The sequence below is a fragment of the Gilliamella sp. W8128 genome (genome assembly GCF_016100545.1).
GTDB lineage: Bacteria > Pseudomonadota > Gammaproteobacteria > Enterobacterales > Orbaceae > Gilliamella > Gilliamella apis.
The window spans coordinates 45,508-59,149 of the sequence record NZ_JACFSE010000009.1 but is presented as its reverse complement, the minus strand read 5'-3'; the positions used below and the strand labels follow the sequence as shown (position 1 = coordinate 59,149).

13 protein-coding genes are annotated in these 13,642 nt (G+C 35.0%); 7 read left to right on the top strand and 6 right to left on the bottom strand.

Annotation, left to right across the window (positions count from 1 at the left end):
- Positions 1 to 19 precede the first annotated feature (19 nt).
- Positions 20 to 1,387: a signal recognition particle protein gene (ffh, locus tag H3U97_RS10135; RefSeq protein ID WP_034901714.1), complete on the top strand. Its 1,368-nt coding sequence runs from the start codon at positions 20 to 22 to the stop codon at positions 1,385 to 1,387.
- Between the two features lie 69 nt (positions 1,388 to 1,456).
- Here ffh and H3U97_RS10130 read toward each other — a convergent pair whose 3' ends face one another.
- Positions 1,457 to 2,329, bottom strand: a complete 873-nt coding sequence (locus H3U97_RS10130; RefSeq protein WP_086356824.1) for an EamA family transporter — start codon at positions 2,327 to 2,329, stop codon at positions 1,457 to 1,459.
- 163 nt (positions 2,330 to 2,492) lie between these two features.
- Positions 2,493 to 3,476 (bottom strand): octaprenyl diphosphate synthase, encoded by a 984-nt coding sequence (gene ispB, locus H3U97_RS10125; protein ID WP_086361554.1) that lies wholly within the window; start codon positions 3,474 to 3,476, stop codon positions 2,493 to 2,495.
- 155 nt (positions 3,477 to 3,631) lie between these two features.
- Between ispB and H3U97_RS10120 the strand changes: the two genes are divergently transcribed.
- Positions 3,632 to 4,477 (top strand): TonB family protein, encoded by an 846-nt coding sequence (locus H3U97_RS10120; RefSeq protein ID WP_065578378.1) that lies wholly within the window; start codon positions 3,632 to 3,634, stop codon positions 4,475 to 4,477.
- A gap of 106 nt (positions 4,478 to 4,583) precedes the next feature.
- Here the strand turns inward: H3U97_RS10120 and pepP are convergent, their stop codons facing one another.
- A complete protein-coding gene (pepP, locus tag H3U97_RS10115) occupies positions 4,584 to 5,897 on the bottom strand; it encodes a Xaa-Pro aminopeptidase (RefSeq protein ID WP_232343796.1) in 1,314 nt (437 codons plus the stop codon).
- A gap of 32 nt (positions 5,898 to 5,929) precedes the next feature.
- On the bottom strand, positions 5,930 to 6,472 hold the full coding sequence (locus H3U97_RS10110) for a UPF0149 family protein (RefSeq protein ID WP_034901720.1): 543 nt from the start codon (positions 6,470 to 6,472) through the stop codon (positions 5,930 to 5,932).
- A gap of 123 nt (positions 6,473 to 6,595) precedes the next feature.
- Between H3U97_RS10110 and H3U97_RS10105 the strand changes: the two genes are divergently transcribed.
- From H3U97_RS10105 to crr, 4 genes are all read left to right on the top strand, one after another.
- Complete coding sequence (locus H3U97_RS10105) at positions 6,596 to 6,940, top strand: hypothetical protein (protein WP_034901722.1); 345 nt, start codon at positions 6,596 to 6,598, stop codon at positions 6,938 to 6,940.
- Positions 6,941 to 7,082: 142 nt separating this feature from the next.
- The gene (ptsH, locus tag H3U97_RS10100) at positions 7,083 to 7,340 is read left to right on the top strand and encodes a phosphocarrier protein Hpr (protein ID WP_034901724.1); all 258 of its coding nucleotides are present in this window, start codon (positions 7,083 to 7,085) and stop codon (positions 7,338 to 7,340) included.
- Positions 7,341 to 7,391: 51 nt separating this feature from the next.
- Entirely contained in the window at positions 7,392 to 9,119 is a 1,728-nt protein-coding gene (gene ptsI, locus H3U97_RS10095; protein ID WP_034901725.1) for a phosphoenolpyruvate-protein phosphotransferase PtsI, read from the top strand.
- A 9-nt stretch (positions 9,120 to 9,128) separates the two neighbouring features.
- Entirely contained in the window at positions 9,129 to 9,632 is a 504-nt protein-coding gene (gene crr, locus H3U97_RS10090) for a PTS glucose transporter subunit IIA (protein ID WP_065578381.1), read from the top strand.
- A 58-nt stretch (positions 9,633 to 9,690) separates the two neighbouring features.
- On the opposite strand, the gene pgi is transcribed toward crr, so the two are convergent.
- Positions 9,691 to 11,340 (bottom strand): glucose-6-phosphate isomerase, encoded by a 1,650-nt coding sequence (gene pgi, locus H3U97_RS10085; protein WP_198198866.1) that lies wholly within the window; start codon positions 11,338 to 11,340, stop codon positions 9,691 to 9,693.
- Positions 11,341 to 11,597: 257 nt separating this feature from the next.
- Between pgi and H3U97_RS10080 the strand changes: the two genes are divergently transcribed.
- Positions 11,598 to 12,347: an IclR family transcriptional regulator gene (locus H3U97_RS10080; protein ID WP_034901731.1), complete on the top strand. Its 750-nt coding sequence runs from the start codon at positions 11,598 to 11,600 to the stop codon at positions 12,345 to 12,347.
- 55 nt (positions 12,348 to 12,402) lie between these two features.
- Here the strand turns inward: H3U97_RS10080 and H3U97_RS10075 are convergent, their stop codons facing one another.
- The gene (locus tag H3U97_RS10075) at positions 12,403 to 13,545 is read right to left on the bottom strand and encodes an iron-containing alcohol dehydrogenase (RefSeq protein ID WP_065578382.1); all 1,143 of its coding nucleotides are present in this window, start codon (positions 13,543 to 13,545) and stop codon (positions 12,403 to 12,405) included.
- Positions 13,546 to 13,642: the final 97 nt, after the last annotated feature.

The window sequence follows — 13,642 nt, the reverse complement described above, 5'->3', positions numbered from 1 at the left end:
TCATTTGTTGAGAGTTAGTATGTTTGAGAATTTAACTGATCGTTTATCGCAGACATTCCGCAATATTAGTGGTCGTGGGCGTCTGTCTGAAGATAATATCAAAGATGCACTACGTGATGTCCGAATGGCATTACTTGAAGCTGATGTTGCCCTACCTGTAGTACGAGAATTTATTAATCAAGTTAAACAAAAAGCCGTCGGTTTAGACGTGAATAAAACGCTAACCCCAGGCCAAGAATTTATTAAAATCGTTCAAGCTGAACTTACTGCAGCAATGGGTGAAGTTAATAGTTCACTTAACTTAGCTACTCAGCCTCCAGCGGTAATGCTAATGGCTGGTTTACAAGGTGCAGGTAAAACAACTAGCGTTGCAAAACTAGCAAAATTCTTAAAAGAAAAACAAAAAAAGAAAGTATTAGTTGTTTCTGCCGATGTCTATCGACCCGCAGCGATAAAACAATTAGAAACACTTGCTAAAGCAATTGATGTCGAGTTCTTCCCATCAGATATAAAACAAAAACCGGTTGATATTGTTAATAAAGCAATTTCACATGCGAAATTACAATTTTTTGATGTACTGATTGTCGATACGGCTGGTCGATTACATGTTGATAGCGACATGATGGATGAAATCAAAGCACTACATGATGCAATCAATCCAATTGAAACGCTATTTGTTGTCGATGCAATGACCGGGCAAGATGCTGCCAATACAGCTAAAGCATTTAACGATGCCTTACCACTAACCGGTGTCATTTTAACTAAAGTTGATGGTGATGCTCGTGGTGGTGCGGCATTATCCATCCGCCATATCACTGGCAAACCAATTAAGTTTTTAGGGATGGGGGAAAAAACGGATGCATTAGAGCCTTTTTACCCTGACCGCATTGCTTCGCGCATTTTAGGCATGGGAGATGTTCTCTCTTTAATTGAAGAATTACAGAGTAATGTTGATCGTGAAAAAGCGGAAAAAATCGCTAAAAAGTTAAAAAAAGGCGATAAATTTGACTTCAATGATTTCCAAGATCAGCTTAAACAGATGCGTAATATGGGCGGAATGGGAGCCATGCTGGCTAAATTACCGGGGGTAGGTCAGCTACCGGATCATATTAAAGCGCAAATGGATGACAAAATCACCATCAAAATGGAAGCAATAATTGGTTCTATGACATTAAAAGAGCGAGCGAATCCAGAAATCATCAAAGGATCACGCAAACGCCGTATTGCAAATGGATCAGGAACACAAGTACAAGATGTCAACAAACTACTTAAACAGTTTGAAGATATGCAAAAAATGATGAAAAAAATGAAAGGTGGCGGCATGATGAAGATGATGCGTCAAATGAAAGGTTTAATGGGCGGAGGCATGGGTTTCCCACCGAGATAACGTTTTACTTTTCTCTTTCTTTCAATTCATTACTATCGCGCAGCTTGGCGCGATAGTATTTCAATAAACTTAATTCTCTCGATTTACTGCTTTAATTTTACTTGGCCGATGCATAGTTAATACCGTTCCAATCGATGAAACGATAATAAACATAATAGCCAACCATTGATAATGTGTTAACTGTTCGTGCAACACAATTAATCCGGAAAACGCCGCAAATACCGGTGACAAACTCATTAAGGTACTAAAAGTTTGGGCTGGTAAGCGTGGTAATGCAACCATATCAAGGCCATAAGGAATCGCTGACGCTAATAGTGAAACCATGAAAGCCAATGGCAAAATATCTAAGGAAAACATTGTACTACCACTTTGCCATACCCCAATTGGAAAGAGTAATACTGAAGCAACAATCGATCCGAGTGCAACACTTGGCGCACCATATATTTCGCCAGCTTTACGACCAAAAAGAATATAACCAGCCCAACAGCTTCCCGCACATAAAGCAAGTAAAAGACCAATCGGATCTAAGTCACTGCCTGCTTGATGAATAGGCAACAACATAACTAATCCAATTATGGCAATACCTAACCAAATAAAATCGGTTAATCGTCGACCGGAAAACATAGCCACCATAATTGGCCCTGTCAATTCAATTGCGACAGCAATACCTAAAGGAATACGAGAGATAGCATTATAAAAAGATAAATTCATGCAACCCATGGCAATACCATACAAAATAATATATTTAATTGCTGATTTTGAAATCTTTTTACGCCATGGTTTAAAGATTATGACCAATAAAATAGAGGAAAAAAATAAACGCCACGCAGTCATTGCTTCTGGTCCAAGTATTGGGAACAAATATTTAGCAAATGACGCACTTGATTGTACAGAAATCATTGATACAAAAATTAATAAAACTGGCCAAGATCTTTTGAACATAATAATAACCTTATTTGAACAATGGGATTGTTATAAAAAGGGAACAAACTGTTTGCATAACAAATAAAATTCAATTTAAAATTTTTACCATCTATAGTAAAAAAGTGTTAATTAAACAAATTGTATAAATAATGTATTTAAAATTATCAAATAAACTTCACTGTTAGTTTTCCCTTTTTACTGATAACAATGCCAGATCTTGTAATGCTTTTTTATAAGGAGAATCTGGTAAAATTGAAATCACATTAAACGCTTTGTTCGCCTCTTGCTGGGCTGTTTTTAAAGTAAATTCAAGCGATCCGCATGATTTCATCACAGCTAAAACATGCTCTAACAAATGACGGCCATTTCCTTGTTCAATCGCTTGCCGAATTAAAGCCGCATCCTGCGCGTTAGCGTGATGCATAGCATGTAATAGTGGTAATGTCGGTTTACCCTCATTAAGATCATCACCCAAATTTTTACCCAATTTTTGATTACTATCGGCACTATAATCTAATAAGTCATCAATAATTTGAAAAGCAGTACCTAAATATTTTCCATATTCTTGCAAGGCAAATTCTTGTTCTGGGGTTGCTTCAGCAAGGACAGCCGCGGAATGAGAAGTCGCTTCAAATAGTCTTGCTGTTTTACGATATATGACTTGTAGATATTGTTCTTTAGTAATATCAGGATCATTACAATTAAGTAGTTGTTGAACTTCACCTTCTGCAATAATATTCGTGGCTTCAGACATAATTTGTAATACTTTAAATGATTCAGTACGAACCATCATTTGAAAAGAACGAGTATAAATATAATCGCCCACCAGAACACTAGCAGCATTACCAAATAATGCATTAGCTGTTGATTTTCCTCGCCGTAAATCTGACTCATCAACAACATCATCATGCAATAAGGTTGCAGTATGAATAAATTCGATAAAAGCAGCCGTTATAATATGTTTATCACCCTGATAATTCAGTGCTTTAGCAATGAGCAAGGCAATGATTGGACGAATACGTTTACCGCCACTACTAATAATGTAATTGCCTAATTGATTGATTAATACAACATCAGAGCTAAGCTCTGCTTGTATTGCCTGATTAACCTTCACTAAATCGTCTTGAACTAGATCGAGTATCTGTTTTATCGATGGATTATTCATCAGTCTAACCGCTACAAATGAGAGATATTTACTTACTATTATCTGATAAATATTTTTATGCAACAAGTTATTGATAAATCATATTTAAAAAAATACTACAAATGATAAGCATTTTCATTTAGAATACACACCCTAAGGGAAAAATTATTACTGTTATGAAGATCAATTTTGATATAGATATCAACACAGAAAAAGAGCCGCAATCATCTGCTGCAAATAAGCAAAAGGATGATTATATATACGTATTTGCATCTGTTGCTGTGATATCTCATCTACTTTTATTAGGATTATTATTTAGCTCGGCATTGTTCGCAAATAATATTATGATTGATGAAGGTGATGATTCAATTAAAGCCGTAATGGTTGACCTTACTCAGTTAGCAGCCCCAGAACAATCATTAGTTGAAAATACGCCTGATATTCAAGGTGCTGAAAACAGTGAAATCATAGATAATAAACCTATTGAAGAGCAACCCGTTGAGCCTGTTGTAGAACCTGAAGTTGTTAAAGAAGAAACACCTGAGCCAACACCGGAAAAAGAACCCGAAAAACCTACTGTTGAACCGGATAAACCAACAATAGTAAAACCAGAACCAAAACCGAAACCAAAAAAGAAAAAGCCACCTACACAAAAAGCTTCTCATCAACAAGTTAGACAAGAAGCAATTAGTGATAATACGGCAAAAACATCAGTAGCACCTAAAATTTCTGATAGTCAGCAATATTCGGGCACTCCAACACCGATTAGCCGAAATCGCCCAGAATATCCAAGAAGAGCACTAGACATGCGCTTAGAAGGTCATGTTATTGTCATGTTTGATGTAAATAGTGAAGGGCGAGTTGAAAATATTAGAATTATTGAAGCTCAACCCAATAATATTTTTAATCGCTCAGTGATCACAGCAATGAAAACATGGAAATACAAACCAATTGCTGGTAAAGATATCAAAATGAAGATTATCTTTAATCGTGATAGTTCAATTAGTTTAGGTAACGGCTAAACTGACATTTATCAATCAATAACTATCATTCAATAGTATTTATTTAAAATAAAACTTACTGGTGCTAATCTTAATTTATTGATTTGCACCTTACTTGATCATAAGTTTATTTATTGACTTGCATTAACTGCTCAATTTGTTGAGGATCTTTAGGCACCATTGTGGTTAAAACTTCATTGCCTGAATCAGTAATTAAAATATTATCCTCTATACGGATGCCGATTCCTTTATAACGCTCAGGAACATGGGCTTCTTGATTAATATAGAGCCCTGGTTCAACCGTTAACACCATGCCTGGAGCAAGGATACGATCACGATCGCTACCGACATCATGCACATCAATACCTAGCCAATGTCCTAAACCATGCATATAAAATGCCATGTAAGCTTTATTTGCAATTAACGTCTCGATATCGCCCTGCATAATGCCAAGTTTAACTAAACCTTCAACCATAATTCGAATAATTTGTTGGTTTACTATTGATATTGCAGTACCTGGTTGTAATAATTTGATTGCCGCGTATTGTGCGGTTAACACAATGTCATATATTTCACGTTGTGACTGATTAAATTTACCATTTATAGGAAATGTACGGGTGATATCACCGGCATAATATTGATATTCACAACCAGCATCAATTAAGACTAACTCGCCATCTTTCAATTGGTCGCTATTATTCTCATAATGCAATATACAACCATTATTTCCCCCACCAACAATAGTGTTATATGACGGCCAACGAGCACCACGCCGAGCAAACTCGTGTAAAATTTCGGCTTCTAATTGATATTCAAACCAATTGGGCTGACATTTTTGCATTGCTCGAATATGTGCCTGCGCACTGATTTCACAAGCTTGACGTAAAATGGCGATTTCATATTCAGACTTAAACATCCGCATTTCGTGAACGATTGGTCGCCAATCAATAACTATGCTTGGTGCTGAAAGTTTGAATCGACCACCTTGCCGTAAAGTATTAAGCGTTTTTTTAATTATCTCGTCAGCATAATGATAAAGCTGGTCAGCATGATAAATAGCTTTTTTACCATTGATTAAATTAGGCAAAACCTCATCAATCTCGTCAAAAAGATAAGCTTCATCTACTAAAACTTTTTCAAGTGCAGCTTGTTGACCTAACCGATATCCGGTCCATGTTTCCGCTAAAGGATCCTTTTTACGGTTAAATAATATGTATCTAGCCTGATTATCAGATTCCTTTATTACCGCTAATAGTGCTTCTGGCTCAGCAAAAAAAGTAAAATACCAAAAATCACTATCTTGCCGATAAGGATAGTGAGTATCATTGCTTCGCGTAACCTCTGGTGAAGCAAAAAACAAAGCGATACTATTTTGCTCCATTTGTGCCAATAATTTATTTCGTCGCGCTAAAAGTTCTGTTTTGCTATACATATCTACCATAACTTGTACCTTAAAAATCAATAATACTGATATTAATGAATAGTTGGGGTTATATCAGATTCATTAAACTCATCAAAACAGAGCATCGCCGTGATCCGAACGTATTCTTTAATTTCTTCAAACGCAAAGCCTAACTCTTGCTGATCTTCATTTTCATCATAACCCAACTTAACGATTTGTCTCAGGTCATATATTGCTTCACCAACATCACCTTTAACCCGATTAATTTTAGGTTGAACCAAACCAATTCCTAATAAAAAATGATTAACCCATCCGACTAAATCATCAATCTGAGTAAATAGATCTTGATCGCCGAGTAACAATTGAAACTCAAAATCTTCATCAATAAGTTGTTGTTTTGTTAAATGATATAATTTTTCAATTTCTTTGTTTAAAGGTTCAGCAATGCTTTGCCCATCATTTAACATATCCTTAGTTAAAATTTTCCAACTTTCATCATGATTGCCTCCTGCTAAAATACCTGATAAAAAACCATGTAGTTCAGCCGCTGTCATGCCGATTTTATTTTGGATAAGTTGGCGATTAAGTTCATTGTAATTATTGCTATTAGTCATTAGATCCACCTTAGTCTTAAATACCGTGAAAACACACCCCTGCACTTTCACGGATTAATAGTATATAATTTATGCCTAGCTATAAATAATAAACAGGTTATTGTGCTTTATAAAGGAAATATTTTGAACATTTTTAGATTGATCGTAGCATTGCCCTCGCTATTTTTATTCTTTGTTATGTCATTAACTGCATGTAGTTCATGGGTGCCCAATAAAGGCGTGATTGTTCTTAATGTACAGAATCAAACAAATACCTCTATAACTAGCCAAGATTTACCTAAAAATTATCATTTAGGCAACAGCGAACAAGAGCTTGAAAAATTTGAATCTTTTTGCCACGAAGAGATCCGAGCTTCACAACTTGATGGTAGTGAAGAAGTTGTGTTTGAAAATATCAAACGAGGAATTCACGGGCAGGTGGAATTTAAAAAATGTCGTGATAAAATCACTCGAATTTACCGATATTAACAATAATATCGGCTAACTTGGTTGATTTATCACCATCAAGATTGGGCGAATTGTTAAAGAACAGTGAAATCTTACTAGCCTTTCACGCTGTTTTTATTTATATTGTCGTCTGAAAAAACATATTTTTGGGAGTAAAATAATTATGTACAAACAAGATGTAACCATTACTGCATCGAATGGCCTTCATACTCGCCCTGCTGCGCAATTTGTAAAAGAAGCAAAAAACTTTAATGCTGAAATTACTGTCACATCAAACGGAAAAAGTGCTAGCGCTAAAAGCTTATTCAAATTACAAACATTAGGCTTAACTCAAGGCACAACTATTACTATTTCAGCCGAAGGTGAAGATGAAAAAGAAGCAGTAACTCATCTAGTAAAATTAATTCCTGAATTGGAATAATACTCCCAATTATTATTGAACGGTTTTAATATTGAATAAGGATTAAATATTATGGTATCAGGTATACTTGTTTCCCCAGGTATCGCTTTTGCAAAAGCGCTATTATTAAAAGAAGAACCTATTGTAATTAATAATAGGCAAATTCTTGATAACAAAATTGATGCTGAAATCGAACGCTTTAAAGAAGCTCGTCAAAAATCAAGCGAACAATTAAATGCTATCATGGAGAGAGCAAAAACTACATTAGGTGAAGATAAAGCTGCTATTTTTGAAGGTCACATAATGCTTCTTGAAGATGAAGATCTTGAACAAGAAGTTATCTCTCGTATCCAAAGTAAACACTCAAGTGCTGATGCTGCCGTTCAATCTGTATTTGAAACGCAAGCAAAAGAGTTAGAAAACTTAGATGACGAATATTTAAAAGAACGTGCTGCAGATATCCGTGATATTGGCAAACGTCTATTGAAAAACATTCTAGGTATTGAAATTGTTGATCTAAGTGCTATTAGCCAACCTTGTATCCTAGTTGCAACTGATTTAACACCATCAGAAACTGCACAATTAAATTTAGATATGGTATTAGGCTTTATCACTGATGCAGGTGGCCGTACGTCACATACCTCAATCATGGCTCGTTCATTAGAAATTCCAGCTATCGTTGGTACCTCTAATGCAACCCAAGCAATCAAACAAGGTGATTTTGTTATTTTAGATGCTATCAACAACGCTATCTATATTAATCCTGATCACACTACTGAAGAAAAATTAAAACAAGTCCAAGCAAAATATATTGCTGACAAAGAAGAATTAGCAAAATTAAAAGATTTACCAGCGGTAACTCTTGATGGTCATCAAGTGGAAATTTGTGCCAATATCGGTACAGTTCGTGATATTGCTGGTGCCGATCGTAATGGTTATGAAGGTGTTGGTCTTTATCGCACTGAATTCTTATTTATGGATCGTGATGCGTATCCTAATGAAGAAGAACAATTCAAAGCATATAAAGAAGTAGCCGAATCAACGAATGGTTTATCAATTATCGTTCGTACCATGGATATTGGTGGTGACAAAGATGTACCTTATATGCATTTACCAAAAGAAGAAAATCCATTCTTAGGTTGGCGTGCAATTCGTATCTGTTTAGATCGTAAAGAGATATTACATGCACAATTACGCGCAATTCTACGTGCTTCAGCCTTTGGTAAATTACGTATCATGTTCCCAATGATTATTTCAGTTGAAGAAATTCGTATCTTAAAATCTGAAATCAATATTCTTAAAGAACAATTAACCGCCGAAGGTAAAGCGTTTGATAAAGAAATCGAAATTGGAGTTATGATTGAAACCCCTGCAGCAGCAGTTATTGCTCGTCACTTAGCTAAAGAAGTTGACTTCTTCAGTATTGGTACTAACGATTTAACCCAATATACACTTGCTGTTGACCGTGGTAATGAGCTTATCTCACATCTTTATAATCCGTTTTCACCATCAGTGTTAACATTAATTAAAAATGTCATTGATGCTTCTCATAAAGAAGGCAAATGGACAGGAATGTGTGGTGAACTTGCTGGTGATGAAAGAGCAACTATCCTATTATTAGGTATGGGACTTGATGAGTTTAGTATGAGTGCTGTATCAATTCCTAAAATCAAAAAATTAATTCGTAATACCAATTACGAAGAAGCGAAAAAATTTGCTGAAACTGCACTAGAAAAAGCAACCGCTAAAGAAATAACTGATTTAATTGAAAAATATACTGCTGAAAAGCAAATTTGTTAGGAGGCCATAATGGGTCTATTTGATAAAATAAAACAGTTTGTCTCTGACGATAACAAAAATAGCATTGAAATTATTGCACCTCTTAGTGGAGAGATCGTTAAAATCGAAGATGTGCCTGATGTTGTTTTTGCTGAAAAAATCGTTGGTGATGGCGTTGCAATTAAACCATCTGGCAACAAAATTGTCGCACCATTAAATGGTAAAATTGGCAAAATTTTTGAAACTAATCATGCTTTTGCGATTGAGTCAGATGAAGGTATTGAACTTTTTGTTCATTTTGGTATAGATACCGTTGAACTAAAAGGTGAAGGTTTTACTCGTGTTGCTGAAGAAGGACAACAAGTTAAAATTGGTGATACTATCATTGAAATTGATCTACCGTTACTTGAAAGTAAAGCTAAATCAGTTTTAACTCCTGTTGTAATTTCAAATATGGAAACAGTAGTTGAACTAACCAAACTAACTGGTTCTGTTGAAGCAGGTAAAACGCCAATTATGCGTATTAAAAAATAATCATCTATAAAAACCTTCAGTTAAAACTGAAGGTTTTTTATCTATTGTTAAACTCGCTCTAACGCCATTTCTTGTATTGATTGATTAAGTTGTTAGTTGAATCATCATGAGAACTCACAGGTTTATCATCGGCTAATTCAGGTAAAATACGACCAGCTAGCTGTTTACCTAGTTCAACACCCCATTGATCAAAACTAAAGATGTTAAGAATAACACCTTGTGTGAAGATTTTGTGTTCATACATAGCAACTAATGCACCTAATGCATAAGGTGTGATTTTTTTGACTAAAATAGAGTTGGTTGGCTTATTACCGGCAAAAACTTTAAAAGGAATAATAGATTTAACTTCATCAAGGCTTTTACCAGCCGCAAGGAATTCTTGTTCTACCTGTTGCTCAGTTTTACCAAAAGCTAAAGCTTCAGTTTGTGCAAAGAAATTTGAAAGTAATTTAGGATGATGATCTCCAACCGGATTATGGCTAATTGCTGGTGCAATAAAATCACAAGGAATCAGTTTAGTACCTTGATGAATCAATTGATAGAAGGCATGTTGGCCATTAGTACCAGGTTCACCCCAAATAATAGGTCCTGTAGTATAAGTCGTTTTATTACCATTACGATCAACGCTTTTACCATTTGATTCCATATTACCTTGTTGGAAATAAGCAGCAAAACGATGCATATATTGATCATAAGGTAAAATTGCTTCAGTTTCTGCGCCACAGAAGTTATTGTACCAAAGACCAATTAACGCAAGTAATGTTGGAATATTTTTTTCAATTGGTGCGCTTTGGAAATGTTTATCCATTGCATGGCCACCAGCTAAAAACTGTTTAAAGTTTTCGTAACCAATAGAAAGAACGATTGATAAACCAATTGCCGACCAAGACGAATAGCGACCACCAACCCAATCCCAAAATTCAAACATATTAGCAGTATCAATACCAAACTTTTCAACTTCTTTAGTATTAGTTGATAATGCAACAAAATGCAGTGCTACTGCTTTATCATCTTTAGCTGCATCAAGTAACCATTGACGGGCAGTTTGAGCATTAGTCATCGTTTCTTGAGTTGTAAACGTTTTTGAGGCAACTAAAAAGAGTGTTGTTTCTGGATTAAGATCTTTTAACGCTTCTACAATATGAGTGCCATCAACATTAGATACAAAATGCATCGTTAAATGGTTTTTATAAGGTCGAAGAGCTTCAGTAATCATGTGAGGTCCTAAATCTGAACCACCAATGCCGATATTAACAACATCGGTGATAGCCTTGCCGGTATAACCTTTCCATTCACCGCTAATCACTTTTTTACTAAAGGACTCCATCTTAGCAAGCACTGCATTGACATCATCCATAACATTTTTGCCATCAACATAAATTGGAGTATTAGATACATTACGAAGTGCAACGTGTAACACGGCTCGATCTTCTGTGCGATTAATTTTTTCACCACTATACATCGCTTTAATTGCGCCACCTAAATCACACTCATCCACAAGCTGATAAAGAATTTCTAATGTTTCTTGCGTTAAACGGTTTTTTGAAAGATCAACCAAAAACTCATCCTCAAACGGAATACTCAGTTTTTCGACGCGCTTAGGCTCGTCTTTTAATATTTCGGCTATAGTTTTATTATGATGTTTTTGATAACTGGCTTGAAGGGATTTCCAAGAAGATGTAGAGGTTGGATCTATTGATTTTAACATAGCTCATTCCTTAAATAATATAGCATTGTCACTCATAATATAACTATGCCTAACATGATGCAAGATAAGGATTTATCGATTTAAATTCACAAAGCGAGAAAAATAATAAAAGTTATTTTCTTTTCCTTATCAAATAACTTGAATATAATGTTGAAGATAAGACACTTAATACACTAAACCGTTCATAATATGTTTTTCTAAACAATTAGTATCAATAAAATAAATATATTTCTTACATTATTATATTAGGATATTTCATGCCCAATATTCAAACACTGGTACCAGCATTAGATAAAATTGTCCGTATTTGTGATTATTTAGATAACCACAGAGGGGCTACTTTTAGTCAAATATTTCAAGATCTCAATTTACCTAAAAGCAGTACATCAACACTATTAAATGCCTTAGTCATGCATGGTATTTTGCGACAAGATCAAAATAAGTATTATCTTGGGTTAAAATTGCATGAATGGGGAGATAAATCTCTAGAACAGTTTGATATCACTAAAATAGCCGAACCTTTAATGATTAAACTGCGAGATAAAACCAATTTGACCTGCCATTTAGGTGTTCTTGATGGTCTTTATTCTGTTTATATTGCTAAAATTGAAAATGATCAGGCTATTGGTATTCGCACTTGGATTGGTAAAAAATTGCCTTTGCATAGCTCTGGTATTGGCAAAGCATTAATAGCTTGGTTACCAGAAGAAAAAATTGATCAACTTATTCCCGAAGATAAATTAATCAAATATACCGACACAACAATAACCAGCAAGAAACAGTTAAAAAAAGAGCTTGCTAAAATTAGGTCTCAAGGTTGGGCTTATGATAATCAGGAAGATGTTCAAGGTGTTCATTGTATTGCTGCACCAATCTTCAATAAAAATAACGAACCCATCGCAGCTATCAGTATTTCGGGTGTTCTTTTTCAACTACCTGTGGATAAAATCGATAAATACTCACAATTAGTACGTGATGCATGCCAACAATTGACAGATAAGTTTTAATAATATTGAATCATTATGATTCAATATTATTTTGACTCATTGGATAAATTAACTGCTACGCTATTTTCTTAAATAACTCAATCAGTTTTTGTTTATCAAAAAATACTGGATTTGCTCCGGCACAAGCATCTTTCATCGAATTTTCAGCCAATAATTCAAAATCTGGATTATCAACACCAATTTCTTTTAAAGATTTAGGGATACCTACCTCTTGTGCCAAATCTTTAATTCGTTTTATCACATAATCAACACACTCTTGATCCGTTTTATTTTTAGTATCTAATCCGATTGTTTCTGCGATAACTCTAAATTTTTCTGGCGCATGTTTAGCATTTTCTTCTTCAACTACCGATAATAACATTGCATTACATACCCCATGAGGTAAATCATAAAGACCACCAAGTTGATGAGCCATCGCATGCACATTACCTAAACCAGCATTACTAAAAGCAATACCGTTTAAAAAGCAGGCATAACTCATTTGTTCTCTGGCTTCGATATCGTTACCATTTTTAACCGCTCGAGCTAAATACTTAAAAGTTTGACCAATCGCATATAATGCGGTTGAATCAGTAACATCCATCGCTCCTTTAGCAACTACAGCTTCAATAGCATGAGTTAATGCATCCATACCTGTTGCCGCAGTTAAATTGGCTGGTTTAGAAATCATTAAATCGGGATCACTAACTGTTATTGACGCCAATGTATTTGGATCCACCATAATCATTTTGACATGTCTACTTTCATCAGTAATCACGTAATTGATGGTAACTTCGGCAGAGGTACCAGCAGTTGTTGCTATTGCCACAATCGGTAAACATTTATGTTTACTTTTATGCATCCCTTCATAATCAGTAATTTTACCACCATTCGTCGCCAACACAGCAACGGCTTTACCACAATCTTGTGGCGACCCACCACCAATTGAGACAATAAAATCACATTTAGATTCTTGACATAATTTTAGTGCATTTTCAACATTGGTAACGGTTGGATTTGGTTTTACATCGTAAAAAATAACCGATTCAATCCCCTCTTTTGCCAATATATCTACTACTCTATCTACAGTACCATTACCCACTAAAAACTTATCACTAACAACGAATGCTTTTCGGCAATTTAGTTTTTTAACCGGTACACCTAATTCAGATAAACATCCTTTACCCAATAGATTAACCGGTGGAATGTAATAAATCATATTTACCTCTTAATTAATAACATTAAAAAATTCCCACAAAAAGAACTGTATTTCATTATACGGAAAAAACCAATTACAAAAAAAATTATTTTTGACA